Genomic DNA, 26,136 nt, shown 5'->3' on the forward strand with positions numbered 1-26,136 from the left:
CGTCTCGTTCGCAGGAACTTCGGCTGAACTTTTCCCGGTTGACACACTTTGAAACGTTGGCGGGATACCTCTTCTCGCCGACGGTAAGAAAGGGTGGCCGGGATCGACTGACGATCTGATCGGGAACAGTCGCGCCGTCGCCGCAAGCGGAGATGCGGCTAATCGATACCGGCGTGCCATTGAACACAGTTCGCGCTACACTCCGACGTTCGAACAGATCAAGGTGGTGCAATGCCGGGCAATGGTAACTCGAGATTTTTCGACGAACTTCCCGTTTTGGAAGAGTTCGCCGGCGTGACTGACTTTAGCAGCTACAGACCGCTCCCATTGGATTGGGTGCTCGCTGTCGCTGATGTGGTGGATTCAACGAAAGCAATTACCGAAGGGCGGTATAAGGCCGTGAACACTGCGGGTGCAAGCGTCATAACTGCGCTACTGAATGGCCTCGGGAGCCATAAGCACCCCTTTGTTTTCGGTGGTGACGGCGCACTGATGGCATTGCCTGGAGGTCGGAACGAAGAAGCGGTCGAAATTCTTTCCTCGCTCGTCGTATGGGTGTCGGAAGCGCTTAACCTGGAAATGCGCGCTGCTATCGTTCCGATGGCGGATGTCAGAAACGCTGGCTACGACGTCCAGGTATTACGGTATCGTGCAAGCGTAAACGCTGTCTACTCCATGTTCGTCGGGGGAGGCTCCAGCTGGGCCGAAGATCAAATGAAACGCGGTCGGTACTTGGTGCAAGCGGCTCCGTCAGGTTCCAGGCCTGACCTAACTGGCCTTTCCTGTCGCTGGGATCCGATCCCGGCCAGTCATGGCGAAATCCTGTCTCTCATAATCGCCCCAGGCGTCGACGGTATCGGGCCTCGATTCAAATCTCTTCTGAAGGATATTCTAATTATTGTGGCCCAGCAGGCTAGGGACGGTCATCCCTTGCCTCCTGAAGGCCCGCCTCTTACGCTTACTACCAAGGGCATTGATCCCGAGGCACGCGCGACTGCCTCCCAGGGACACCTGCTGGCTCGTAAACTGGGTATTTTCGCGGAAACCATGCTTGCAGTGGGGATTGATTATCTCGGTATCCCAATCGGCTCGTTTGACCCCAAACGTTATAAAGTGGAGGTCGCGGAAAACAGTGATTTCCGCAAATTCGACGACGGCCTTAAAATGACCGTTGATCTCAGCGCGGTGCAGTCAAATCAAATCGAGGACTTACTCGTCGAAGCTGCGGCGTCAGGGATTTGCCGCTTCGGTATCCACCGCCAACCCGAAGCCCTTATGACTTGCTTCGTGCCGTCACTAGACGCACGGGATCATATCCATTTCGTTGACGGAGCGGGTGGTGGGTATGCTCTCGCGGCAAGCAGGATGAAGGCGGATTTTCGCCCAAGCGACGCGCCATGACGCGTATTCGCACCTGGTTAAGGCTAGCGTCCCGCCACTGACCCTTGAATTCATCGTCAACAAAGGCATCTACTCTTTCGGGCCTGCGGAATAGCAGGCAGCTTTCCAGGGAGATAAGCATGGCCAACGAACAGGAATTGCGGGACAAGTTCTGGAAGGCGTTGAAATCAGATATGACGGTAATGCTTGGTCTGTCTGGCGTTGACGAAAGCCATACCCGGCCAATGACAGCCCAACTAGACGGCGACCGAAGTCCCATTTGGTTCTTTTCATCGACCGAGTCGGAACTCGTTCAGCAAGCCGCTGGAGAGGGCCGTGCAGTGGCGACCTTCGCCTCCAAGGGCCACGATATTTTTGCGGCTATCCATGGCAACCTCCGTATCGATAACGACCGCGCCGTCATCGATCGTCTTTGGAACAACTACGTTGCAGCTTGGTACGAAGGCGGAAAGGACGACCCAAAACTGGTTCTTTTGAGGCTCGATGCTGAACACGCGGAAATATGGAAAGATGGTTCCAGTTTGTGGGCTGGTGTGAAAACTGTGTTCGGCGGGGACCCTAAGGAGGACTACAAGGATAACGTTGCCGACGTCGATCTTAAATAGTCTTGATTTCGGCAGTCCATCCATCGTCATTGCCTGCTCGCATCGACGACGGACGTGTGTTTTCGGCTCCGCAGCCGCGCCTGCGTGGTGCGATAGTCACATAGGACTGGTTTAGCCCAGGAAGCCAATGACGGCGCACAATCGTGAATCCACCCGTCGCTGCATCTTCGTCGCCACGCTGATTAGCAGTAAAATGGGTCGCACAGCGCCCAAGAGATAAACGCCAGACAAAGAGCTCGGCCGTAAACCGACCACGTTCTGTATATACCCGGGAACGGCTATCGAAGCGCCCGCGCTTGAGAATGCGAATGCGAATGCGATGAGGATAACATAATCCGTCCGGTTCAATGCTAATCTCACGCCGGACGGCCCGCAGAATAAGCCTGATTGACCTTACATTCGAGCAAACACCTCATCATTGACGAGGGGAGCGCGACATCGATGTTCTCCCTGTTGTCGCCCAATGGACGATGTCCACGAACATCCGATACTGAGGTCACCCGATGACCCACGGGCGAAGCCAACGTCCGGACGAGCGGGTAGGGTCCGATAATGAATGTTATCGGACCTCGAGCCCAAAAAATCCGAAATCCGAGGTTTTTGAACGTGAGGGCGGTAGGCTCCGCAGTTTCCGAAGATCAAGGTAGTGGCCCAGCTAACGAAGATTGACATCTTCCTCCAGCGCTCTTCGCGTCTTCCTATGTTTTCCCTTCTTTCGGCGCTGAAATGACGGGGGTAAGGAACGCAGTCAGCTCGATGATCGATTCAATTTGTTGAGACGCGAATTCGCTTCTCTCGAAGCATTGAAATGCTTATCAATGTGGTGGCTGTTGGTCACTAGCCTCAATCATGCTTTTCCTGGAGAGAGACCGCCCACGCAAAATTTACACTGCATGCCTTCGGCATACGGGGTATCGATGACAGCAAATCCATCTGTCGATTTCACTCATCCCAACTCTTTGGTCCGGCTTTTTCATTTCGCGCCTTATGGGCCCGGAAGATTCTATCTTTGAGCACCTTGAAAGTCACGACGCGGCGGGGAGAGATCGGCGGTTCCTCACCTGTCTTTGGATTTAGGCCAATCCGCTCGTTTGTCTCGCACGTTAAACGTGCCGAATGACAAGAGTTTCACTGTTTCGTCGCGGTCGAGAGCGCTGTAAATCTCGTCCAAGACGAACGCGACAAGCTCAGCGGATTCGGTCCGCGACAGGCCAACCTTCCGGAGGACTGTTTCCGCCAGCTCCTGACGGGTGATTATTTCGACATTCATCTACCGTTCTCGTCGCTGAGTCACGCCTTTCCCCGGCGCAAACGGTTCATAAGTCGCAGTAAGATTGTTGGGAACACGCACGCTGTATCGGTGCTAGCAGTAACGGTTTCCCGGTGAACGTGCGTTCAAGCTACTCGGGCAGGCGATCCATTGATCTGGCGGTTGGCTCAAGCCGATACGAGGTGGATGTTGATAGCTCTCGGACCGTTGCCCGTCCGATCTGGTTCGGTGTCGAACGAGATTTTCTGGCCCTGGCGGAGCGCCTCGACCCCAGACGCCTGCAACGCGGAGATATGAACAAAAATGTCCTTTGCTCCATCATCCGGCGAGATGAAACCGAATCCTTTTTCGCTGTTAAAAAACTTTACCGTGCCGCTCGCCATAATCCCCCCTGAGCTCGTACTGCCCGACAACATGCAATCGTCCGGGGCGTGACGCAACAGGTATTACCGCGATTTGACGGCTATTGCCGGTGAGTTGCGCGAAGCAGAAGCTATAGCGGCGGCGGGTTGGCGCAAGGCGAGAAAATAAACTTCCCGATTAGACGGGGAACAGATCGTTCGTCCTGATGGGATGCCCTCCAAGCCCCCCGACTTTAGTGTAACGGGGCAAAACCATCATGCTAGGGAGAACTCGTGCACCCTTCTGATCTCGTCGCTGGCATAAAAACCAGATCGACAGCCAGGTCACCCTGAGCCCATTTGCTTGGCGACTACGGCGGCATACTATTCGAAGTAAGGCGTCGTCTTCGCCATCTCCTGTCTAAATCCAGCGCGCCATCGGGCCACCAGACCGGCCCACGCTCGCCCAGCGCGAGGGCGGCACGCAGCCGCAACTCGTCACGGGCGGAGTCCTTGACCGCGGGCCTTGCCGACATCGGCTCCGAGACCAGGCGTTTCCGATCTTCTTCCGGAAGAAATGGGTTCGGCTTCCGCCACAGGCGACCCCGCACAACGATGTAGCGCCAGCCCGGCGTTTCGAGGAAGTTGATGGTTTCCTTCAAAAAGGGTTCTCCCGCTCCGTTGGATCGACCTTTCTGAGCCTGAAGAAATACCTTCGGTCGTCACCAGCGACGCACATCATGCCGGCAATCTCGCGTTCATCGATGCGGCGAAAGTAATCGATAATTGGCTGGTTGTCGTAAACCATCGCAACCGTCTCTCCGACGTCCATGTCCCGCACCGTAAGCGCCGCCGTGGTGTTTCGCGCCCGGACTGCCTTCTGAAGATGCGAAAACCAGTTCCTGGCAATTGCAGTGCGCCCGAATGGCGCCAAGCGGATCGCCATCCCGATTGGAAAGTACGCCGGATTGATCGGGACGAGGCGACCTGGCCGCCACTGAAAAAGCAGGGCGTCGGCCCGTAGGTCGGCATGGAAGCGTTTTCCAAACCATTGCAAGTTCTCCAGAACGCCGTCGAGAGGGTGCCCGGCCGGAATGCCGACGCCGCTCCACAGACCGACCATCTCTGCTGGCCGCAACGGCTGAAGCGTCTGGAACCACTTTTGCTTGGCTTTCTGCAGATCGACGGTCATCGTTCCCCTCCCGTGCGCTTAATGTCGGGCGAGGCCCGATGTTCCAATTCATATTCGCAGGCGGCGTGCGTCCGCTTTTGCGCCGGCTAGTGCAGTCTGGCGTAGGGAGTATTTCTGGCAGGAACCAACCGCCTCTGTCTCCGTTTGGCGAAGAATTGCAAGGAGGTTACAGTAAGCCGATACGGCGACGAACACGTTGTGGAACGGCGCGAGCAGACATGAAGTAGCGTCGCGCAGCATAGGATCGCGATCTGCTGGGAGACTCAACTCCTGCTGCTCACCCAGATGGGTGATGATTTGATGGAAAAGCGGAAAAACGATCCACAACATTGGAGACCCCGCAACAGTCTGTCCGGCAAGCAGGATGCCGTATGCCGCTCCGTTATTTCTCCATCCCATCGATTCAGATCCTATCCGCGGAAGGTACCAGGCCGGGCACGCCAGAGCAGCGCCGTCCTCGGCACCACGTAGCCGGTGGCGATGGCGACGAAGATGATACCTTCGCGAGGTGCTTTAAGTGGACTTCGCGCGCGGGATGCGCTTTGCACGATCAGCCAGTGCTTCCCGGTATCGTCATCCCGAACATTGGCAGCGCCAAGAATGCCTTCGCACCAAGTGCGTTTGCAAGATCGACGAAAAACGATCCCGCCCGCGCGATCAGCAGGAACGCCTTCGGGGCGGGGCCGTAGCGGCGCGCGACCTCGTCCATGGTTGCCATCGCGACGGGCATCGAGGATATGCCGAAGCCAAGGAAGCCGCCGACCGTAACCTCAGCCTTGTAATCGCGGCCGAGTAGCCGGAACAGGATGAAATATGCAATCGCCACGATTACGACGATCTGCAGCATCACATAGACGAGAAGCGGTGCGAGGATGGCGGCAACAGCGATGAACTTGGTGCCCATGAGACCCGCCTTGCCGGTTGTAACTGCTACCGATGAGCCGTCGTGCCGCACGTTGTGTTACCGCCAGACCAGCCGCTTCCTCATCCCCAATTTCTATGGAATTGTCGATTCCTATCGATTAGGGATTCCAATGACAGCACCAGCCAAAATTACTCCACCAATTGCCCATTATCTGATGAGAATAAATCAAGCCGAACAAGATTTGGAGAAGGGCGTGTTTCCGGCTGATGGCTTGATCACACCAGCCAGCCACAACAGTTCAGGCTATCAGGTCCAGTTATGGGATAAGACCGGTGCGAAAACCGTAAGGTGTGCGACAGCTTTCGATGTGAACTTGTGTCTGACGGAAGCAAGGTCGGCGGCTGTACATAAGCAACTGGTTGCGCGACACGTCTCACATGCATTCTATCAATCATTTTTTTATGCCGTCGATTCAAGACGCCCGCTTCATATGACCAATGCGGAATTGCGGCTTTGTGGTGCCTATCGGAAAATTGCCAAGGCGATTGGGGTCTACAATGCGTTTATTCGCGATGAAGACGAAAGCAAACATGACCCGGAAAGTCAGAAAGTCTTTCGAGCATTATCGATTGCCGTTGATCGTACAATAAAGCGGGCAAACAATCTGTACGCCGAAGTGGAAGCTGAAGCCGCTGATACACGCCGCTGATGCATCCGGAAGTTTGGCGGATTTCATACAAAAAATTTAGGGCAGAGGTATCCGGTGCATCAGCCCGAATTTCCATGTTCATATTAAAATTGCGGATGACCATATCTTTAAGTGAGCGAAAGCCAGCGCGGGTGGTAGGGGTGCAGAAAACCAGCAAATCGAGGATCGGGACCAATCTATTTCCATTCGTCACTCGCAAGCCATTTGACATCATTGATGTATTTTTGGGCGGAAATTGCTTTGTAATGCAGGAAGGTACATCGACCAAAACCGCTACATCTAAGCATGCGTTTATCTTAGGGAAATGAGACGTGGATTTTCGCGGTCGTGTTCGTTGGGTTCATCTTGTACGCAGGCCATCGCCGACGCCATCAAACAGTTCAAACCTGACGAATGCCGGAATTACTTCCAGGCTGCCGGGTATGATGCTCTCTGAGGGGAAATTGCTCTAGCCTGTTTAGTTTCTGTTTCGCTTTGACAGTTTTATATTGATCATCTCAGCGGTCGTTTACGGTGGTGGCAGGACTATCGGATGGATTGTGAGCGGCTTCAGACCATCGACTTAATGAAGCGTGGTTGACCCGTCATCGTGTGCCGAACACAATGCCGACATCCTCTATTGCGATGTAGCCAGCCACGAGCAAAGCCAGCGAAGGAATCCTTGACGTTCCCCGAGACATCAGCGCCACGCCTGACCATCCTGTCGACATAATCGCTATCGGTATACCCTTGATATTAGGCAAGAAATATACCGAGAACGAAGTTTCTATGGGCTGATGTGGCTGAAGTCGGAAGGCGTGATTGAGCTTGTGGACGGCAACCGGTTGCGGGTGGTGAATCCGTTGCCCGATAAAGCTTAGGCGGCTAATCAGGATGCAGCCAAGACGATAGGTCTCGTTTCGTTCGCCCATGAGATGCATAAACATTTACGCAACGTTCGCATATTGTTTGCATGGATTATTAGTTTTCGCTACTTTACTTACTTAAATGTTAGCCAGCTTTTGCATCTTGCTCTAGTGAGAATATCAAATCGTTTGCCCGTTTCAAATGCCTTTCGCACATATCGAGATGTACCAAACCCGCTTCGATGATGGCGACTGCTCTGGCTTGTTGCCGTATTGTTGTTGACGCCTCCTCAAATACGGTAATTGCCTTATCTGCACGGTATGCGGCGGCTTCGGCAGCGATCCGAGCCCGTTTATTCTGTGCCGTCTCAGCCTTCACGATAAGCGAGAGGGCGGTTTGCCTATGTTCGACGGCAATCCAAATGTTTGGGTTTAGCAACGTCATGAATGCGTCTTGCGACATCGCAAATCCTTTTCGAAACAGCTACTATAATTAGCCAATGCTAAAATAACCTGCTATCATACAAATCCAGTTTCGGCGGATGTATTTGAACGGATGCCTACAATGATTATCGATGTCAATAATCCGATGCTGCTGAAGAGTAATATGATGTTGCTGTCACAAGACCCATTACGCGGGCTGTTGACGTTAGAGACCGATCAAGGTCAGTCCCGTATTGAACTTGATGAAAAGAGTGCAGACGGTCTTCTTGATGAAGTGCTGTCGCTCTATGGGGTTCGTCGTCCTTCAACCGAAGGAGTGAACACCAGCCCGGAACACTGACGGCGTCCTTAGATGAAGCTGGAGTGGCCCATAAAAACCGGACAGGATCAGATTTCTGTTTGACGGTTTAAGAACTCACGCGGGATCGATATCCCAAAGCCTTGTGCGGGTGAAGCGTGTTGTACAACGCGACAACAGAACACCCACGGGCCCGACGTGTCGCGCCTCGAAGCCGTATCCAATGTGATCGGCGCGGAGCCTGAGGCAAAGACCTGCGACGCCATTCTTGGATCACCGACGAGGGTGCCGAGATCATGGAGGAATACGAGGGCACCCCCGCCCTGGATGCTAGGTTGCGGGCTGCAGCCCAGGCTGTAGAACATTATGAAATGTACGTTAGGGAACCCTTCGAATTTGGGCGCTGGAACTCGGCTTTGAAGAAGTCGCCGAGGTACTTCAGTCGACGCTCGACGAAGAGCAGGTGACAGATCTAGCACTCACCGCGATCGCTAGGTCTGCGGTGAACCAAAAGCCGCAGGTTGATGAGGCCCAACGGGCCCCGATAGAGGAGGTGGGGCAGATCCGGTAGCACGTGAACAGCGTATCAAAGCCGGCCTTTCATGGCGAATGTGAAAGCTATGTCGCGATTGAATTCCAGAGAGCCCAAACTGCTACCAGGAGCGTGGCGACTATCAGTGCACGGACTGCCCACTTTGCCGCCGCCATCCGGCGCGACCGAGCACCTTCCCAATCGTAGGACATGGGCCCATTCCTCTTGTCGAGCGAAACCGCTTTAGGGACTGCTTTGTGTGTAGTTTCCGTGACGCTGCCGGCGGACTGTCCCTAAGTCCGCTCGGGTACAACTGCTTCGAGTTCGACTGCAGCAACACCGCACGCTCTGGCAGTACGGCAACCGGTGAAAGCTTCGTCAGCGACCATCACCTTGTACTCGCATGGTTAACAAATGATTAATGCGCTGGGAGGGTTGATGCTCGATAGTGGCGCAGGCCCCGCTTTTGAGCCTTGTAGTGTTGATTGTCACATGACCCATTTTTCCGTTTCGCCGTGATCAAATCAGACCAAGAAAAGCTATTTACGATCAATTCGTTGCACAGGATTCGGTGGGCTAGGGCGAAATGGAAAATTGGTTCAAACGCTGCTGAAACTCAACAGGGAAGTCTCTGATGAGGGGCGACGAAAACCAAGAAAAGCGGCGTGCCCGCCTTTCCTGGGTGTAAATCTTTATGGAATTAATAGGAGCTTCCCCGTCGTACCCCGGCTCTCCATGGCTTTGTGGGCGCGGGCTGCGTCTTTAAACGGATATTCCGCCCCGATGTTCACCTTGATGTCTCCAGCCCGGATCCAGTTGAACAAACGCTCTGAGTTCTGGCGAGGCAGCTCTGGCGTGTAAACGTGATCCATGAACACCGAGTAGCCCAGCTTAGCTCTCTGGCAGACTCATGATATCGAGCGGTCCAGGATCGCCGAGCACGGGGCCATACCAGCAGAAGGTCCCAGAGCGTCGCAGGGCGTCGAGTGATCCTTGGAACGTGGAAGGGCCAGAGCTATCATAGACGACATGCACGCCTTCGCCTCCGGTTAAACGGAGCGCTTCTTCCGCGAACTTGCCGTCCGTATCCACGATGACATGGTCTGCACCTGTGTCTCTCGCGATCTCCTCTTTGTTTGCACTTGAAACCCGGCTGATAACTTTTCCGCCGCGAAGCTTGATGATCTGCGTGAGCAGAAGTCCCAATCCGCCAGCGCCAGCGTGTACAAGCGCGACATCGCCGCGCTGCACTGGATAGAAGTCCGTTGCAAAATGGCTGGCTGTCAGTTCCTGCATCATCACTGCAGCTGCAGTTTGATAATCTATATCGTCCGGAAGCTTCACGAGTGCATCAATCGGGGCGATGATACGTTCTGCGTAGCTAGACGGAATGTAGACCCACGCAACGCGGTCGCCAACTTTGAATTCCGTTACGCCTGGGCCGACTTCCAGTACCCGTCCTGCCCTTCGACGCCGAGGATTGTTGGTTTGTCACCGCCTCCGAACAAACCGCGACGGGCGCCCACGTCCATGAAGTTTACCCCCGCAGCCCCTACTTCGCCAACAACTTGCTTCTCACTGGCGACAGGTCTTTGCTCCTCGAAATGCTCAAGTACCTCGACGCCACCAGCGCTATTCATCTTCACTGCTTTCATCGCTCAGCCCAAGTATTGTCATTGAAGAGCAGTAGTGAACGGGCCTTACCGCCAAACCGTCACCGTTCCATTCAAGGAATCGGCCCCGCTGAGCGACATCGATCTCCGACTGGAGGACTTGGGCGAGGATGGCAGCGGCGTTGATGTCGTCGTCGGTGTAAATATATGCGGTCGCCGAAAGCGAAAGAGTTGTTGAAAAGGTGGTCACTTTAAGGGTCCAAACACAGTTAAATCATGGTCTGGGCATTGTTCTTCGACGTCCAGGGGCCCGGCCGCGAGTGTGCGCATTGATGAGTGGAAACAGGCCGTTATTCCCGCGCGGTCGAACAATGTGCGCATAAACATCTACAGAATTGTAGAGAAAAATACGCACGCTACGTGGGGCGGATGGGTCAGCCAGAGTTATCTGGAACTTCGATCTCCGCCCAATCAGGACGTTTTTATTGATTTCCGTAGACGCCCGAAAATCTTCTTCTGCTACTTGAGCGGGAGGAGGACCAGTTGATGCGTAATCGCAAATTTCACACCAGGCCGGAACGCCAGACGATTTTCCGGCAAGCCCCTGCCTTGATCGTGGGCTTTTTGGCCGTAGGCGCAGCTGCAGTTTACAGCCTTGGCGGTGTTCATGCCTTGACCGCTACGGCAAGTGGTTGCGTCGTGAAGGGCAACGTCTCGATCAACAGCCGCGAGAAGATATTTCATGTTCCCGGACAAGAAGATTATCTGTCCACGAAAATTAGCCCGGAATACGGGGAACGATGGTTCTGTTCAGAAGCGGAAGCTCGTGCAGCGGGCTGGCGTAAGGCCAGAAATTAATTTTCCCGATTAGCGGCGAACAGATCGTTCGTCCTGGTGGGATGCCCTCCAAGCCCCCCGACTTCAGTGTAACGGGGCAAAACCATCATCCGATCGGAAGAAAGCGGCCGCTGAAGCGTCTTGGCCTCTTTCCAAGGGGCAGTCATCCAGACTTCACATTCTTCCCGAGTTGTCAGAAGCACCGGCATCGCTTTCGGGTGGATTGGCTTTACAACGTCGTTGGGGGTCGTCGTCAGAAACGCGTATAGGTCATGCTCGCCCTCGCGGGGGGCCTTGATTGGGCCACGAGCGCCAATCCATTTCGTGTGAATGCCTGCAAGCGCGAATACAGGTTGGTCTTCATTCACCACAAACCACCGCAAGGGCTTCTTTCCGGTCTCTAAATCGGCGTCTTGTTCATACTCAGAGAACGCGGTTGCCGGGACCAGGCATCGGTTCGCTACCCCGAGCCATTGCTGCCAGTGCGCAATAAATGTCTTTCGGACGTTTGTCACTCCGCGATCAGACTTGCCGTCGAGATGGACATCAGGGGTCGGCATTCCCCAAGTCGACATCACAAGCTCACGTTCGCCCTCCGTGTCGATACGAACGATAGGACCGGGTCTGTCCGGGTGAACGTTCACCGTAGGCGGCAGATTGCCCTCGCGATAACGGGTGATGTCGATAAAGTCCCTGATCGCTTGCTGATTGGACGTCAGGTTATACAGGTTACACATGGCGGTCCTCATCCTCGGGGTAGGCGAGGGTACCATCCAGTATCTTCAATTCAACCTCTAGGTCACCGATACGCTCGAGCATCAGGGTTTGGTAACTTAGAAGCACGCTGGTCAAATGGGCCAGCCCCCAAGTGGGATCATCGGCGCCAGCCGACAAGACCACGGATACGACGTCATCGTCGAGTGCACCTACATAGCTTCCTACGAGATCGCGCTCCTGCCTGTAGAAATCCAGACGAGCGCCAAGCGCCGTCTGACGGCTTTCATCCGCTGTCTTACCAAAAATCCCTGCGCCATTGACGGCGTCATCGACAGACAGCGTCGATGTCTCCAGTCTTACACCCATAGTCTTATCTCCTATCGGGATTCAGGGTTGATCACGGCAGGCACGGGAACCTGGTTTGGCATCGGTCCTGGCCATCGCTGCAAATCATCCTCTCACAGCCCGTCGCCAATCGCCGTCGCAGTTCAACGAACCTAAAACTTGCCCCGTACTGCTTGACGAGTGCTTTACGATCCAGTTCGACGCTCATGTCGCAAGAACGGCATTCAGCCGTGATGACCGGCCCCCGAAACCCCTTTAGCGTCAGCGTGCCTATCATTCGTCAAACTCCCAAAACTTCAATGGGTCGTCTCTGCCCATTCAAGCCATTTTATTATGATTTCGCCTGAGGCTTCCCGGACCGCCTCAATAGATCTATTTCGCAGAACAAAAACGGAACATACCTGTATTTACATCTCATGAAAATAGCATATTTGAGATTTGCTCGGTCGCGCAATTTCCACGGCTCACGGCTCACGGCTCACGGCTCACGGCTCACTGCTCTAAGGCATGAGGTGCGTCCAGGCTGAGTTCGGCGGGCTGAAAGTCCAAGGATCGGGTCAGGAATCGATTAGTTGAGGCTTTGTATTTGAGGTGGGATGCTGATCTGGCTGTGCCGGGACCGGATCAGTACTCGTCGCCGCGTGGTTGAGAAGCAACTGGGAGGCAACGCCGAGCGCGAGTGGACTGACACCGGACTGAAGCTACGGCTTTCTATTCCTCTACACTGAGGGGAAATCCATCAGGTGCTCGGCGCAATTGTCGCGGCGGGGCGTCAGCGCAGGTGTCTCAGTTGCCCTCGTCGCTGGGTCACTGACGTTTAAAACATCGACCATCCGGTCGACCTCGTCAGCTTCAAGCGCTTCGAGGAAAACACCATGATATTCGGCTGGCCACCCGGTGAACACGTCCACGACCGACCAATATTGGTCTGTCGTGTTTTTTCTGACTTGGTAGCGCGTGGTCATTCAGGTGTTGGTCCGGGTAGGGCACATTCCTCTTCGAACCTGCATGTTCGCCAAAAGCTCACCGGGCGCTAACCTTGTCAGGAGGCAAAATATTTCTGAGGTTTCAAACGAAAACGACGAACCTTTACCTGGCTTTCCCAGTTGGCTCGCGTCGCCTAAAACCGGGGCAACGCTTCTATTTCATCCCCGAGGCACAAATTCGCGCTTCAGAAACACTGCGGGCGCTCGACCCTAAAAGGTGAGCGCCCGTGTGTTGCAACTGACGGCAAAAGCCGAAAAGTCGGCAGGCCGTCGCTGTCAAACCGGGATGTAATAACGGGCCATGAGTCTTGCAACGGACATTTTTGCATTTCAGGATGCGCCGCGCACGGCTTGCAGAGTTCAGGTAAACCCCCGTTTAATTACGCATGGATTACGCGAACCCTGGGACCACTGCGTGGGGCCTCCCATAATTGCTGAGAACTGTCGCTCCCGCTTGGGCTTCGGTGCAATTTTGCAGCAAGTTGCTGCAAAATAGCCGTGTTCCCGCAACTGCCGGGCGTGCGGCGAAAAATCGGGCTTGCGGCGCTTGCGAAATCGCAGGACCGGTCTCAATCTAAGCGAGGTAAGCCTCCGTAAAAATCCGTGGGTTGTCGGCATTCGGTGGAGATGGAGTTATGCGACATCAGCTCAAGGCACGCGAGTATAAGCTGCTGCTCAATCCGGGCGTTTTCGAAGCAAGACCGTCGCTCACGTCAGCGAATGACTTTTGGACACGTCGGGTCAGTAAAATTGTTGAGCATCTCGACAACGTCCGACCGTTCCAACAAGTGGTCCACAGGGTCACTCGGTTTTGGGATGACGCAAACTGTATTCTGTCAAAAAACGATCTCATTTTGCGTACGCGGGAAGAGACTAACGCGGGCTTTATTTCCAACGGTCAATCCGGCGTCACTTTGAAACTGCGCATGCCCGATCAGTTCGTGGTCGCCTCTACGACACTGACGGAGGACGGGGATATCAAGACGGAATTTGAAGAGGATATCGGTCCCCTGGAAATCAGGGCTTCGCTGAACTCGCTAGAACCCCGGGTTGTTTTGCCTCGCAAGCTGTCCAGCAGGAACCGTTTCTCTTTATCATCGACGATAACAACCAGGACAGAAGAGCTGCCTTTCGATTTAGAGGGCGTTTTCAGGATTTTTCCCGGGGTGCCTGACATCCTTCGAGCCTCCTATCCGGAAAGGCTTTCCCGGCTGCAGACGGGGCATACCGTTTATGAGTATGCCTTCAAGGAGGGCAGTGCAAAATTTGACGCTGATATTGTAGGGGAGTTTACATTGAGTTTATGGTGCTTCACCGACCCAACCGCCAAGCCTTCGGTTGCTGAGCTATCGTACAAGTGCAGGACCAGCAATGGCGTTATGACCGGAAAGGCCGCGCGGAAGGCGTTTAAGCTCTTCCTAGCTCTTCAGGAAAGCCTAAGCGACATTGTTGACCCAGATAACACCAGCAAGACGGCGCTCGCTCTTCCCCAGGGATGCCAAAACGCCTGAATGCTGTGGATGTGTTGTCGGCTTAACGTCTCCTCAGCCATGTAGGGCGAAAACCGCTTCACCGAAAATCTCGCGCCGTCTTTGAATTCTGCCTTTCAGTGCATCGATTCCGATTCCCTTCCGTCAGATGGCTTGCCTACCGCATAGCGCGTCGGGCATATTGCTGACGGGTGAAATCAGTCCAGCCCATTGTGGTCTCCGGTAGTCTCGGTCAGTCTCTAAGACAACAGGGCATTGAGTATTCCAGCCTGCGGAACTTGAGATGTTTGCCGAGAGGGTTTTGCGACATGAGCCTTTCGATTAACCTGCGCCGGGAGCTTCGTCAGAGTTCGGGCCATCCACGTGGGTCATCCTCTGATTAATTAATTCGAGGGGCTGCACCACTTGCCTGCTTGGGGACAAAGTCTGCATTGCTCCCACCCTTCACGCAGTTGTGACATCGGCAATTGGGACAATTGCAGTCGTGCTCTCCAGGCGTTCTTTCAGCTTCTGACTAATAGCGGGAGCGCCTGGCGCATCATCGTCTTCTTCGGGTGTTTCGTTTACTCCCAAATCCGCAAGCCGGTAGTCGATGGCAAGTGCATAGATGACCTGGAGGATATTGCGGTCCTGGACATCAGGATCGGAAAGCGCGAACAATGACGCTTTGACCACGCGCTTGGTGGGAGTTTTCGGACACTTTTTCAGCACGTACTCGTAAAGCTGCGTTCCCGCCAACCCCTTAACTGCCCCGTTCAGCAATGCGTCATATACACGATCAAGCTTTTTTCCCATTTCTGACTCCTTCTGTATCGTGAAAGCAGCCATAAGCACTTTTGGTTCCGCTCATCGCACTCGGGGAGGGCCTTTTGATGCTGGTCTGGCGAATGTGAGTAGGCGCGCCGGAGGGCCCGTCGTTGGATCCCGTAGTGCCATCTCGTAGCAGCAACTCTCTATTGAGGGCGTTCGCGGAGTGCCGTCTCATGAGACCGGGTCTTCTGCTGGATCGGGGTCTTGCGAATAGCTTGTTTCCAGATGTCCCATCGCCTGCTTGATCGCAGCCATGGTCTCTACCGTTCCCCAGCCCTCGGCAACTACGTCGGCGATAAGGTTTTGGAGCAGGGGATCGACTATAAGCCTCAACTCAAGTTCGCGTTCTGGGTCATCGACAGCGCGTTCAGGATGTCTAATCATTTCATCTCCTCCAGTTCTAAGTGGCGATTTCAATCCAGACAGGCGCGTGATCGCTGGAATGGTCCCATCCGCGAACGTCCTTGTCTACGTTAGCCTTCTTGAGATCGTCGGCGATTGCTGGGCTGAGCAGGAAATGATCGATGCGCAAACCGGCGTTTCGGACATACGCATTTCGGAAATAGTCCCAGAAGGTGTAGATCACATCATCAGGGTAGAGCTTCCGGACCGCGTCGGTCCATCCCTGGCCAACGAGGTCATGAAACGCCTGGCGCACTTCAGGCCTGAACAGGGCGTCGTCAACCCAACGCTCGGGTTTGTAAACGTCTAGTTCTGTCGGCATGACGTTGTAGTCGCCTGCGAGGACGACAGGCACATCGAGTTCCAATAATTCCGCAGCGTAATCATGAAGCCTCTTAAACCACCGAAGTTTGTATTCGAGCTTCGGTCCGGGTGCGGGGTTGCCGTTGGGCAAGTAGAGACAGCCGATGATGACGCCATCTATCGCGGCTTCGATGTAACGGCTTTGAACGTCGTCTGGCTCACCTGGCAGGCCGCGCCGCGTCTGATGCGGGTCGTGGCCCTTGGCCAGGATGGCGACACCGTTCCACGATTTCTGTCCGTTCCAGATCGCGCCATATCCCGCGTCCTCGATTGCCTTCATGGGGAACTTCTCTTGCGGCGCTTTCAGTTCTTGCAGGCACACCACGTCCGGCTGGGCTTTGTCCAGCCAGCGCAAAAGAACGGGCAACCGCCCGTTCACACCATTCACATTATAGGTGGCAATCTTCATTTGCGCTTGTGATCTTCGCCTGACTTGGCCGTTGTCTTGGCCTTGGTGCGCCGGTCGGCAACAAGTGATTTGCCGACGTCGACGGACTGTTTGAATTTCCCGTCGTCGTCGCGCCGGACGTACCGTTTGTCGGCGCCCGTATCGATGAGTTCTCGCTCGTCATGCCCTCTCCATGAAAATCACTGAGTCTTCTCTGTTCCCGCAGGCGCTACCGACTGGCTATCGCCACCAGTGCCAGATTCTGCCGTGGGATCGCGATCCGTCGGTGCGGTCTGCATTTTCTCACCGGCTGGCGGAGTATTATCGATCACCTTTTGGTCCGTCGGGGTGACCACGGCATTTGGCGTGGTAGTCGTTGTCTGGTTAACGTCGGTCGCAGCATCGTTGTCGACGGCCTCACCGTACATCTCCGAAATGCCCCAAGCGAGCATCGCCAGAATAAGGCCTCCAATTAGGACCATCAAAACTGGGCGGCCCAGGAAACCCTGCCGGGCTTCAACCGGTGTCTCGACAACAACTTTGCTCGTGTCCGCCGCGTCGACTCGGTTGCCGCGCTCGTCTTTGTAAGTAGCCATTGCATCATCCCTTAATGATTCAATGCTGCTAAACTCGCACTCGTGTCGAATGTTCCTCACAGGCCACGCCACAGACGGTTCTAAGCAGCGCGGCACGCCTCGTTCAGCTGAACGAGCCCACCGCTGGAAGCTCCGATTTTGTTTCATCCGTAGACTCTTCGGGAAAAGCTTGGTCTTCAAACCAAAGCTTGTCGGCTAAGTCGCCAAGCGACTTGATTACCTGTTCTCGTGGCCACCCAGTGTCTATGGCCTCGTTTATCAGTGCCAGGAAGGATGGTTCCAATGCCTCTTGGCATTCCAAGTCATGGTCTTTCGGATTTTCGTTTGGTCCATTGATCATCATCGTTCCTCCTTAACGGCAAAACTCAGAAGAAACTGCTTGGTTCCCTGGGCGTGGGAAGGCATTTGTGGTTGTTGAAAAACGCGGGGCGACGGCTCGACACCTTGAAAGGATGTCGAGCAAGTGGCTCAGCAGAGCCGTTATGGTTGCCCTGGTTTTTGTTCGGTCATCCCTTGTTTGAAGGCATCGACCTCTTCAACTACACGGTCTTTGATGGTGTCGTGGGAATCGGAGGCCACCTCAACGACCTTTTCGTAAACCTCGGACGCCACTTCTTTTCCACGGTCGACGACATCCTGCGAAGCAGCTGTGACTTTTTCCTTGGTGCTGTCGGCGGCGTCACCTAGCAGGTCGTCCTCCATCTCGGTATGGGGAAGTGCTGCACCGATGGCTGCTCCGACCGCGAAGGCGAGTGCACCTCCCACAAGAGGCTGATCCCGGAATTGCGTCAGTATAGCGTCGTTCAGCTGGTTGGTTTGCCCGCGCAGCGAGCTAGCAGCCGAGGACGCCTGGTCCGATATCGAGCTGACCGCTCCCGACGCCGCAGCGCCCATGTTGCTTACCGCGCCTTTTGCCTGTCCCCATTTATCGGAAACCCAGCCGGATGCAGCGTCGAGCATAGCGCCCGACTCGTCGGCGATTTGTTCGACCTGTTTGCCGCTAGCATCCGCGAAGCCCCGGTATGTTGCCCCCGCTTCATCAACGAAATGCCCAGCACGGCGGCCCGTCTCATCTGTCAGGGCTTTGAGTTTCTTGCCGGTGCTGTCAGAGAAGTGACTGTACCTCGATCCGTTTTCGGCTTCGGGAGGGCCGAGACGGCGAACCGGGCCGTCAGCCCGATAAAGTGGGTATTCTGCAACGTTGTACGACACGGGAGATGGCGTCGAGGGAGTTGAGCCCTTGGCCATCAGCCAGGCAAGGCTCACACCGATCAAAGCGACGGGCAACGGATTGTTCTTGAGAGCCTGACCAAGGTTGCTGACATATTCGCCGCCACCGCTGCCCTTCGCATAGGTCAGGACCTCATCGACCAACTGGCCGGGCGACATCCGTTCCTGGATAGCGTCGATGCGATTTCCGATACGCTGGCGATCCTGGTCAATCTCCCTCTGGAGGTCGGCCGATGTTTTCTCGTTTGAAGTTTCCATCAGATTTTCTCCTTTACAGCATCAACATCACGGCGAAGCGACGTTGCGGTTCGATTAAGCGTCATGTTGCTGCCACGAAGTGCCGCGAGGCCGCGTGAAACAAGAGCCCAAGCAATCAAAGCGACCACAATCCCAACGATCAACGAAGCCAACGCGGTCGCACCTGTGTCGCTGAAACCCTGTGTCACGAGAAAAGCGGCAAGACCGCCGACAACGGCGCTCAGCAGCACGCCAACCGCTCCAATAGCCAGGACAAGCCCGATGATGAGGACTTCGACGCCGCTCATGGCCTTCGAAAGTTTTTCCGAAGCTTCAGTCTTGGCGAGATCGATTTCCTTGCGAAGCAGCCCGGTGACATCGGTGACAAGTCCGCCGAGTAGCTCGGAAAGAGGGGCATTCTCAGGAGACTTAACCATTTTCCTGACCTCCGGTCCGGTTGGAAGCAAAGGTAGTCGTAGGAGAATTGGGCGTCACGGAGGGTGTCCTCTTAGCGGACGCGGTGAGAAAGCGGCTGGCGGTCAGTCCAGCCAGCGCGGCAATGCCGAGGAAAGCCAACGGTTGCTTGCGGCCGAATTCCTCGGCCATGTTGGCGATTTCGCCGATGTCCTTACCTTCCATCTGTTTCGCGAAGCCTTGAACGCTTCGCCCGATTTGCTTCGCGTAGCGACCGACTTCTGCCTGGTCAGACCCTTCCAGTTCAGTGCCTACTTTTTGAAGCGCGGTCGCGACCCCGCCGACCTGCCGTGCGGCAAACGTTGCCTGTTCCGCGACAACGTCCTTCACTTTCTCGACAGCGCTGTCCGCGCCAGTCTTGATCGTGTCCTTTGCCGCTGACATGTCATCGGCAACCTTGTCCTTCAGGTCCGTGAACGATGCTTGAGGTTCCGCGACAGTAGGCGGTGGTTCAAACGTGGGCGATGTTTGCGACGATGCACGTGACCCGTCTGTTGGATCGTTAAATTCACTCGGCATGTTAGCCTCCATGGTGAAAAACGGCGGTCGCCGTACCATTGAACCATGAATTCTTGGCTTTGTTCCGATGAGAGCCATTGCAGCTTTATTTTTCAGGAATTCGCGACGACGGACTTCGTTCTCGGGGTTTAAGTGTCCGTTGTTTGATCAGAAGTCACCTGAACGGACGCCTCGCAGGCAATGATCAAAACATGGCGTTTGGCAGCTGACGTGCTGGGGGCCACCAGCATGAGGAGCCAAAGCCATGGCAGAGCGCCGTCTGTGTTTTCAGTGCGTGAGTTGACTACCTTCGAGTTAAGAATGCCGGACGCTTTAAGGGAAATCCGGGAACGGTAGAACGGAAACGGAGGAGCGTGGATGATGACTTTCAGCTTTAAGTTTCGGAACCAATCGTCTTCCCGGTTGCTTACGGGCTTATGGAACATGCCGAATTTGGAAAACTTGCCGAACCTATTGCACTCGTGGTCGACGACTAGCCGCTCATCCTTATGGACACGGCGGACATGCTTGCAGTCAACACGATGGTCGACGTGTGAGCGCGACAGCGCTTACGGGTCAAGTGTGATCTGCAGTACGGTAATCGGCCTTAACAGTCTCTCAGGCATCACCCCGTATCGAGTGTCCGGGCACCGAGGCTCATCGCAGTAACGCGCACAGGTGCGATAATTGGGATTGTGCCCAGCCGCGAGCAATTTTCTGTGTGTCTTCTAGGCCAGACAGGAGGGCTCCAATCTCACCGCTGATTTGAAGATCGGAATCCAAAAGACGACATGCTTTGGTGTCGAAAGTCACCGTGGCCGTAACCTCGCTGTCGACTGAAGGCATCGGGATCAGAGAGTCCGCGCTGAATTCGCAGGTCAGCAACGCTCTTGCCGTGACGGAATCGATGCCACTCGGAAAGGAGCACATGTCCACCGAGATAACTTGAAATCTGGCGGTATGATTGGGGCCGACCGGTATTTGTTCGCACAATTGCAGTGCGGCAACTGAGCGTGCGATCCTGGGCCATTCGGGGTTGTTGAGGGCTGACCGACATTCTGCTTGGGCTGGTACGGCGAATGAAAACGTCGCCGCTGTAAAAATGCAGGGAGCGAATGTTCCGGTCGAAAGCCAGTTCCTCATGGGACGTCCCTCTGTGCAGGTCGGACTTCGCACACTCGTAAGTCGTCTTTAGGGCGAGCTAATAAACGCCCTCAATCACTGCGATACGACATCTCCAACGCCTCGTGGCATTCTTAATCGTCTTTCAGATTTCTCTCCGGCGATTCGATCATCGGAATTCCTCCATATCGCGGGGAACTCAGGGGAAACATTGTTCCGGCCTACATTTAACGCCCGGCGAACCTTCCCTTGTACCACTTGTTCCATTGGTGTCCCGACCACGCTCCCGTGGATCAAACCACTCGCCACCGAACTTGGCCATGAATTTCTCCGCGTCCTCTTTCAGGGAAAAGCACTGTACAACGAACGTCTTGTCATCATGGAACACGGAGTGACCGCACCGCGAAAGGCCCTTACAGAATTCGTCCTGGACCGCGCTCTGCTTGCCTGTACAAAGAGCGCCATCCAGTGCAATTTGAAATGGCCAACCACGATCAATGTCAGCTGCGGTCAGCTCGAGCGCTCATAATTTTGCTTCCTGTTTGTTCTCGGTCGGGATTTGCCATCTGATGGGAGCTGATACAAGGCCGGTATCGAACCACTCACAATTTCAGGACTGGCGGGGACATTGGCTCCAATCTCTAAGCATCTCCAAGTGGCTTCGCCAAGAGTATCGTCTCGATCAGTCCCTCGGAGGTCTGCTTGCCCATTTTCAGTTTCCCGACTTGGTGAAGCTCGGCCAAGCCGCTTTCGATTGGCACGCCGTTTTCAACAAGCAACGACTTGATCTCGTCGATTGTCTGCACTTCTGAGCCGACCAACAGCTCGGATCCGCGCAGTCTTGTGAACAGATAAATAAAGCCTTTTGACAAAACAATTATCTGACAAAGGTCGGGGACTGACATCTACCAGACCCCGACGAATGATCAGCCTTCGGCTTTTTGGTTCACGACGGACGTGGCAATAGCGGTGAGTGCAAGATCGGTGGCTTGTTCTTCATCGAGGGTAGACTGAAGTATCTCGGCGGCTTCTTCATAGCCAAGTTCAAGCGCCCACGTGCGAAGCGTGCCGTAGCGTGACATTTCATAATGTTCGACGGCCTGAGCTGCAGCAAGAAGGCCAGCATCAAGGGCAGGGGAGCCTTCGTACTCTTCCATGATCTCGGCCCCCTCGTCGGTGATGCCCAGAATGGCGTCGCACGTCTTGGCTTCCGGTTCTTCACCGATGACGTTGAAGACAGCTTCCAGGCGCGTTACGTGGATTTTAGTCTCATCCAGGTGCTTGCGAAAGGCAGACTTCAGCTGAGTATTCGTCGCCGCCGCTTCCATCTCGGGCAATGTGTCGACGATCTTCTGTTCGGCGAAATAGACGTCTTTGAGCGTGTCGAGGAAAAGGTCTTCGAGTAATTTGGCCATGGGATTGTTTCCTTGGGACATTGCACCGACAGCCGGGCAATTGTCAACAACCCACAGGCGGGACCAATGTTCCGTCTTACCCCGCATTAGTTACAGGTCCCGTCGCGCCCTCATGACCCAGCACACTTTGGCGATCACTGGAGAGAGAAAATCGGTTACGTACCTCAACCAGAATGTCACATTTTCATCTTGTGCAGCCAGTACATTAGACTAAGGTTGAATGCGCCGGAGGCTGCTGGGAGGCGGCTTCTCACCAAAAAGATGTCAATCCTTGGGAGGAAAATGATGCATAAATCCGATATCGCAATACCACCAATGGACCTCAATATGCTCCAGTCCGTTCTCGACGCCTGGTGTACTCAGCAACACATTCTGCGCAAGGATGCGACTGCGGAAGCGAAGATATTAATCAACGAGTATAAGCGCGGTAATCGGTCGCAGATTAAACTCATCGACGCACTTATAGACAGCACCACGCACTAGCGGGGTAAATCGGCCGTTTGTAGTCGAGAACCCGGCCTCAGCAGCCGGGTTTTTTGCCGAAAAAGGCTTCCAAAGGTTATCCGCTCTTTGTCCATCTCAAGCCCGGCAGTCGACTTGGAAATAAATTAGTGCGCTACTCTCGATCCTCGGTGAGGGACGACACCGCCGAAGCGGGGCTAGTTGACTTGACGCGCTCGAACGGGGAGCAAATGGTGCATTTCCAGCGCACACCCACGTGCCCATCAAGCGATTGTGCAAGTTCCGACAAGTTAATCCAAGCGAACTCAAGGCGTTTGAGCCCAACTATGTTATGATTCTAGGGATGCGGTGCGACCTGAACCACCCCGCCTGTTATTTTGCGGGGTGGATCGCTGGGATCGACTTTTGGGCTATGTGAAAATCCTCCGAGACGTCTGTCGGTCCCGCGCCGCTAAGACAGCGAAAGCTGAGCTTGTTTCACCAATCCGATGTCGCTCGTTTGGGATCAAGCCACCAAAGAGGGGTTTAGGCGAGGGCGGGGCCGTAGCAACGGTCTGACGGCGCTTTTGAGCGCAACCGGTTCAGCATTGCTCAAAGCAGATCGCGTTGCTTCGGTAAGACTGAGTGAGACGAAGTCCGCGTTGATTTCATCGGGCGCAATCTGGGCGGAACGTTCACTGTCCGCCATCGGGACCACAATGCCAACACGAAGGGACGGTTTCCGACGCTTTAGACGTCGGATAATCTGGCGAGCATGTGATTTCGAGTTTCCGTTTAAGAAGGCGATCAGAACCGTGTCGGCATTGGAAGCTTCCAACGGGTCGGAGCCTTGCGGGTCGTTGAGGACGCGGTTGTCGGCGACGTGAGCACCTTGCACTGCCAGTATCTGTGCGAGCATTGACGCGACGGCATTGTCCATCGCGCCTCTGCCTCCAAGGCATAATATGGATCGTCCCCTGCCGTCTGGAAGGTCAAGTTCGTCGGCGGCCTCGGCAGCGTCAGTCTGTGCTTGCTCGAGCTCCTCGTCCTTCTCTTCTTCGTCAGCCATGTCGGCGAGATTGCCAATCAGCGTCTGCATGCTCGCCGCAACCAGTGCGATCTGCGTCTCGGTCATTACACCGCGCTGACGGTCCATTTCCCCCAGTAACAGCGCTGGAAGACCAACATTCTCGTAGTAGTCGATCAGATAACCCTCTTCGAGGAAATCCTCGGCATTATCGGTAGCCTCGCTTGGATCGCCAGCGAGCAAACGCTGATAAAGCTTCTCCTGCGGTTGTAGGACGGGTTCATTACCGAGAAGCACATCCAGGAAGCTGAATTGGGGGACATACCTGCCTAACACAACGAGGCATACGGTGAGGGGCGTCGACAGCATCAGTCCGAGCGGTCCCCACAACCACGACCAGAAAATAGCTGAAATAATAATCGCCAACGGAGATAGGCCGGTATGACTGCCATACAGCCAAGGCTCTATGACGTTATTACTAATAACCTCGATAGTTATGAATAGTGCGGCGACCCATGCCACCAGGGACCAACCTGGCGAGATTGCCAATGCCAGGAATAATGGCAGGATCATTCCGATGACTGGGCCGATATAGGGAACAAACCGAAGTACCAGAGTGAGCAAGCCCCAAAGGATAGCGTTTGGTATTCCGAGCAACCAAAGACCGAGCGTTATCGGGACAGCATAAAGGGAATTTACGACGAGCTGCATCAGAAGATATTTGCCGACCCTGGTTCCCGCGTCCTGAAGGGCCGCGGTTGTCCTGTGAAGGTCGCCGAGGCCGACCAGCCTAATGAAACGGTCGCGCAGGTCCTCACGCTCAAGCAACATGAATATCACAAGCACTATGACGAGACCCGCCGTTGCAAACGGGCTGATCAGTGGCAGGATAACGTTCACCAGTGTTTCGATCGGTTTCGAGGGGGTCACGATCTCAACAGGAAGAGGTTCGCGCTGCTGCGTTGACGAAGGTGTCTCATCCCGACTTTCGGTTGCTCGATCTTGCATCTCGGCTCCGACACGCTCGACGACCTTGGTCAGGTGTTCGAATATGCCCGTCCCCGTTCCGGCCTCACGTAGTGCGTGTACTTTGTCGATGATATTGCGCTGATAAGTAGGGATGTTGTCTGCGAGATTTGCAACCTGTCCTGCAACGATGAAACTGAACGTGGCGATCACAAGGAACGCGGAAGCGACAGTTAGGACTACCGCCGCGATTTTAGGAATGTATCGCTTTCTGAGGAATGTGACGATCGGCGCCAGCGTGAAAGTCAGGAGCAGCGACAAAGCCAGCGGCACGAAAATATCCTGGCCGACGCGCAGGAGCACGGCGACCCCGATGAGGATCAGGATCATTCGTCCAGACAGCGTCGTATTCACGAATGTCCCGGAGCTTGGCGCCGTGCCCCCCGTATCCGTTGTTGTCAGGTTGCTCATGAGCTCATCCTCGTTAAAGGCTTTCTCGCCAATGATCTGTTGGTTCTAAAGTATAACAGCCCCGCGCTTTATCGAGGTGAATACTGAAATATACCCTCGGTGAGCCAGCACCCGTACTAGCTCCGATCGGCCTCGCCGGATATACCGATGATGTTGCCATGTGCCCCGGGAAATTGACGTCTGTGATAGCGCGTTCGCTAGCTTCGGGTTCAGAAGCTCAGGGAGCCGCGATGGCCGAGCCAAAAGTTCAACCTGGCGAGACGAAGTCCGCTACCATAGAACACACTCACGGGACATTCGCGTCTCAGCCTAATCCGCTTGAGGCCTTTCGCTTACCGTTTCAAGAATGGACGTGTCCTCCAAGGAGCCAGAATTCTGTTCGAAGGCCATCCGCCGGTTCCAGAGTATATCCCGCATTCCTTCAATAACCTCGAGCGTCGTATATCCAGCCTTTGAGAACTCGTCGATAAGATCGCCGGGAATAGGATCGAGGTGCTTTTGGAGTTCGAGATGACGATCATCGGTGTTCGGTTCGTGCAGTGGACTTTCAACCATAGGACAACTCCCTTCGAGTGGCTAACTCGAAACCAAGCATTAGGTTGCACGCCGAAAGTTGTGAATGGTTGAGGCATCTGCCAAAATGTCATTGGCTGCTGCTAGCTGACACATATTGGAAGCTCAGCCAAAATCCTCATTTCGGGCGCGAGTGGCTCCGATAGCGGGCGGATGCTATTCTTTTTGGAAGTGCTTAGCACCGCGACCAATAAGATCACGGACTACAGCGTGAATGGGATAAGGCTCGGAAAAGCTATCTTTTCAAATTTGGTCGGAACCGGAACATTAACTTCCGACCCATACTACGCCAATACCAGTGGCAAAGCGACGCCAACGATAGGACAATCTACGAGGCCGACCGGGAAGCCGTTCTATCATGCTGACGGTCTCGGTTCCGGCGCGGTAGCGCGTGGTAATCCGACGCTGCGACCGGACTTTGACGGTTTCGTTCCGTGGAATCCGATGTCTGGTCCGGTTCTACAGTGAGCCTCTGCAAGCTCCATTGAGTTCCATAACATGCATTATGCAACAGGATCATGTAGCCGCAAAGTTAGAATGTCCTAATTCGGCAAAGTTAGAATGTCACACTCCCCGGGTCTGATTGACGTCTGGGAGATTGCAGATGGGATTGATTGCGATGAGCGAGCGTGA

29 protein-coding genes and 2 pseudogenes are annotated in these 26,136 nt (G+C 54.7%); 7 read left to right on the forward strand and 24 right to left on the reverse strand.

What is annotated here, in order from left to right; genetic code table 11:
* Positions 1-231 precede the first annotated feature (231 nt).
* Together ACP7E0_RS26495 and ACP7E0_RS26500 are read left to right on the forward strand one after the other, a co-directional pair.
* Positions 232-1,401 carry a DUF3095 domain-containing protein gene (locus ACP7E0_RS26495; RefSeq protein ID WP_426129301.1) on the forward strand — a complete coding sequence of 390 codons (1,170 nt, stop codon included), beginning with the start codon at positions 232-234 and terminating at the stop codon, positions 1,399-1,401.
* Positions 1,402-1,520: 119 nt separating this feature from the next.
* Positions 1,521-2,006 carry a pyridoxamine 5'-phosphate oxidase family protein gene (locus ACP7E0_RS26500; protein ID WP_426129303.1) on the forward strand — a complete coding sequence of 162 codons (486 nt, stop codon included), beginning with the start codon at positions 1,521-1,523 and terminating at the stop codon, positions 2,004-2,006.
* Between the two features lie 942 nt (positions 2,007-2,948).
* Here the strand turns inward: ACP7E0_RS26500 and ACP7E0_RS26505 are convergent.
* The 6 genes and pseudogenes from ACP7E0_RS26505 to ACP7E0_RS26530 form a co-directional block, all read right to left on the reverse strand.
* Positions 2,949-3,276 (reverse strand): annotated as a pseudogene (locus ACP7E0_RS26505) (integration host factor subunit alpha).
* A 167-nt stretch (positions 3,277-3,443) separates the two neighbouring features.
* Positions 3,444-3,659, reverse strand: coding sequence for a cold-shock protein (locus tag ACP7E0_RS26510; RefSeq protein ID WP_426129305.1), 216 nt, complete (start codon positions 3,657-3,659; stop codon positions 3,444-3,446).
* 329 nt (positions 3,660-3,988) lie between these two features.
* The gene (locus ACP7E0_RS26515; protein ID WP_426129306.1) at positions 3,989-4,279 is read right to left on the reverse strand and encodes a hypothetical protein; all 291 of its coding nucleotides are present in this window, start codon (positions 4,277-4,279) and stop codon (positions 3,989-3,991) included.
* Positions 4,276-4,809, reverse strand: coding sequence for a GXWXG domain-containing protein (locus ACP7E0_RS26520; RefSeq protein WP_426129308.1), 534 nt, complete (start codon positions 4,807-4,809; stop codon positions 4,276-4,278). Before ACP7E0_RS26520 ends, ACP7E0_RS26515 begins: the two co-directional genes overlap by 4 nt.
* Before the next feature lie 48 nt (positions 4,810-4,857).
* A complete protein-coding gene (locus ACP7E0_RS26525; RefSeq protein ID WP_426129310.1) occupies positions 4,858-5,139 on the reverse strand; it encodes a hypothetical protein in 282 nt (93 codons plus the stop codon).
* Positions 5,140-5,359: 220 nt separating this feature from the next.
* Entirely contained in the window at positions 5,360-5,713 is a 354-nt protein-coding gene (locus ACP7E0_RS26530) for a sodium/glutamate symporter (RefSeq protein ID WP_426129312.1), read from the reverse strand.
* A gap of 10 nt (positions 5,714-5,723) precedes the next feature.
* Here ACP7E0_RS26530 and ACP7E0_RS26535 point away from each other — a divergent pair, with 10 nt between their 5' ends.
* Positions 5,724-6,383, forward strand: coding sequence for a hypothetical protein (locus tag ACP7E0_RS26535; RefSeq protein ID WP_426129314.1), 660 nt, complete (start codon positions 5,724-5,726; stop codon positions 6,381-6,383).
* Positions 6,384-7,373: 990 nt separating this feature from the next.
* Here the strand turns inward: ACP7E0_RS26535 and ACP7E0_RS26540 are convergent.
* Positions 7,374-7,691: a hypothetical protein gene (locus ACP7E0_RS26540; RefSeq protein ID WP_426129316.1), complete on the reverse strand. Its 318-nt coding sequence runs from the start codon at positions 7,689-7,691 to the stop codon at positions 7,374-7,376.
* Between the two features lie 102 nt (positions 7,692-7,793).
* Between ACP7E0_RS26540 and ACP7E0_RS26545 the strand changes: the two genes are divergently transcribed.
* The gene (locus ACP7E0_RS26545; protein WP_426129318.1) at positions 7,794-8,012 is read left to right on the forward strand and encodes a hypothetical protein; all 219 of its coding nucleotides are present in this window, start codon (positions 7,794-7,796) and stop codon (positions 8,010-8,012) included.
* 361 nt (positions 8,013-8,373) lie between these two features.
* Positions 8,374-8,541, forward strand: coding sequence for a DUF892 family protein (locus ACP7E0_RS26550; protein ID WP_426129363.1), 168 nt, complete (start codon positions 8,374-8,376; stop codon positions 8,539-8,541).
* Between the two features lie 653 nt (positions 8,542-9,194).
* On the opposite strand, the pseudogene ACP7E0_RS26555 reads toward ACP7E0_RS26550, so the two are convergent.
* Together ACP7E0_RS26555 and ACP7E0_RS26560 are read right to left on the reverse strand one after the other, a co-directional pair.
* Positions 9,195-10,157: pseudogene (locus ACP7E0_RS26555) on the reverse strand (quinone oxidoreductase family protein).
* Complete coding sequence (locus ACP7E0_RS26560) at positions 10,135-10,365, reverse strand: hypothetical protein (protein WP_426129320.1); 231 nt, start codon at positions 10,363-10,365, stop codon at positions 10,135-10,137. Before ACP7E0_RS26560 ends, ACP7E0_RS26555 begins: the two are co-directional and overlap by 23 nt.
* Before the next feature lie 296 nt (positions 10,366-10,661).
* Between ACP7E0_RS26560 and ACP7E0_RS26565 the strand changes: the two genes are divergently transcribed.
* Positions 10,662-10,973, forward strand: a complete 312-nt coding sequence (locus tag ACP7E0_RS26565; protein WP_426129321.1) for a succinoglycan biosynthesis protein exoi — start codon at positions 10,662-10,664, stop codon at positions 10,971-10,973.
* On the opposite strand, the gene ACP7E0_RS26570 is transcribed toward ACP7E0_RS26565, so the two are convergent.
* From ACP7E0_RS26570 to ACP7E0_RS26580, 3 genes are all read right to left on the reverse strand, one after another.
* Complete coding sequence (locus ACP7E0_RS26570; protein ID WP_426129323.1) at positions 10,970-11,689, reverse strand: SOS response-associated peptidase; 720 nt, start codon at positions 11,687-11,689, stop codon at positions 10,970-10,972. The genes ACP7E0_RS26565 and ACP7E0_RS26570 overlap by 4 nt on opposite strands.
* The gene (locus ACP7E0_RS26575) at positions 11,682-12,035 is read right to left on the reverse strand and encodes a hypothetical protein (RefSeq protein ID WP_426129325.1); all 354 of its coding nucleotides are present in this window, start codon (positions 12,033-12,035) and stop codon (positions 11,682-11,684) included. The genes ACP7E0_RS26570 and ACP7E0_RS26575 overlap by 8 nt, the downstream gene beginning before the upstream one ends.
* Before the next feature lie 698 nt (positions 12,036-12,733).
* Entirely contained in the window at positions 12,734-12,979 is a 246-nt protein-coding gene (locus tag ACP7E0_RS26580) for a hypothetical protein (RefSeq protein WP_426129326.1), read from the reverse strand.
* 656 nt (positions 12,980-13,635) lie between these two features.
* On the opposite strand from ACP7E0_RS26580, the gene ACP7E0_RS26585 reads away from it, so the two are divergent.
* Complete coding sequence (locus tag ACP7E0_RS26585; protein ID WP_426129328.1) at positions 13,636-14,511, forward strand: hypothetical protein; 876 nt, start codon at positions 13,636-13,638, stop codon at positions 14,509-14,511.
* 423 nt (positions 14,512-14,934) lie between these two features.
* Here ACP7E0_RS26585 and ACP7E0_RS26590 read toward each other — a convergent pair whose 3' ends face one another.
* The 12 genes from ACP7E0_RS26590 to ACP7E0_RS26645 form a co-directional block, all read right to left on the reverse strand.
* Entirely contained in the window at positions 14,935-15,285 is a 351-nt protein-coding gene (locus tag ACP7E0_RS26590) for a hypothetical protein (protein WP_426129330.1), read from the reverse strand.
* Between the two features lie 186 nt (positions 15,286-15,471).
* The gene (locus ACP7E0_RS26595) at positions 15,472-15,684 is read right to left on the reverse strand and encodes a hypothetical protein (RefSeq protein ID WP_426129332.1); all 213 of its coding nucleotides are present in this window, start codon (positions 15,682-15,684) and stop codon (positions 15,472-15,474) included.
* Positions 15,685-15,700: 16 nt separating this feature from the next.
* On the reverse strand, positions 15,701-16,474 hold the full coding sequence (xth, locus tag ACP7E0_RS26600; RefSeq protein WP_426129334.1) for an exodeoxyribonuclease III: 774 nt from the start codon (positions 16,472-16,474) through the stop codon (positions 15,701-15,703).
* A 179-nt stretch (positions 16,475-16,653) separates the two neighbouring features.
* Positions 16,654-17,049: a hypothetical protein gene (locus ACP7E0_RS26605; RefSeq protein WP_426129335.1), complete on the reverse strand. Its 396-nt coding sequence runs from the start codon at positions 17,047-17,049 to the stop codon at positions 16,654-16,656.
* Positions 17,050-17,152: 103 nt separating this feature from the next.
* Positions 17,153-17,392, reverse strand: coding sequence for a hypothetical protein (locus tag ACP7E0_RS26610; protein ID WP_426129337.1), 240 nt, complete (start codon positions 17,390-17,392; stop codon positions 17,153-17,155).
* 137 nt (positions 17,393-17,529) lie between these two features.
* A complete protein-coding gene (locus ACP7E0_RS26615; RefSeq protein WP_426129338.1) occupies positions 17,530-18,537 on the reverse strand; it encodes a DUF3618 domain-containing protein in 1,008 nt (335 codons plus the stop codon).
* Entirely contained in the window at positions 18,537-18,953 is a 417-nt protein-coding gene (locus ACP7E0_RS26620; RefSeq protein ID WP_426129340.1) for a phage holin family protein, read from the reverse strand. The genes ACP7E0_RS26615 and ACP7E0_RS26620 overlap by 1 nt, the downstream gene beginning before the upstream one ends.
* The gene (locus ACP7E0_RS26625; RefSeq protein WP_426129341.1) at positions 18,946-19,509 is read right to left on the reverse strand and encodes a nutrient deprivation-induced protein; all 564 of its coding nucleotides are present in this window, start codon (positions 19,507-19,509) and stop codon (positions 18,946-18,948) included. Before ACP7E0_RS26625 ends, ACP7E0_RS26620 begins: the two co-directional genes overlap by 8 nt.
* A 1,742-nt stretch (positions 19,510-21,251) precedes the next feature.
* Positions 21,252-21,515, reverse strand: a complete 264-nt coding sequence (locus tag ACP7E0_RS26630; RefSeq protein ID WP_426129342.1) for a hypothetical protein — start codon at positions 21,513-21,515, stop codon at positions 21,252-21,254.
* A gap of 21 nt (positions 21,516-21,536) precedes the next feature.
* A complete protein-coding gene (locus ACP7E0_RS26635; protein WP_426129344.1) occupies positions 21,537-22,025 on the reverse strand; it encodes a ferritin-like domain-containing protein in 489 nt (162 codons plus the stop codon).
* A 967-nt stretch (positions 22,026-22,992) separates the two neighbouring features.
* Positions 22,993-24,930, reverse strand: a complete 1,938-nt coding sequence (locus tag ACP7E0_RS26640) for an AI-2E family transporter (protein WP_426129346.1) — start codon at positions 24,928-24,930, stop codon at positions 22,993-22,995.
* Between the two features lie 309 nt (positions 24,931-25,239).
* A complete protein-coding gene (locus ACP7E0_RS26645) occupies positions 25,240-25,485 on the reverse strand; it encodes a hypothetical protein (RefSeq protein ID WP_426129348.1) in 246 nt (81 codons plus the stop codon).
* Positions 25,486-26,136 lie beyond the last annotated feature (651 nt).

It is taken from the genome of Pararhizobium sp. PWRC1-1, assembly GCF_049897905.1.
Taxonomy (GTDB): Bacteria; Pseudomonadota; Alphaproteobacteria; order Rhizobiales; family Rhizobiaceae; genus Pararhizobium.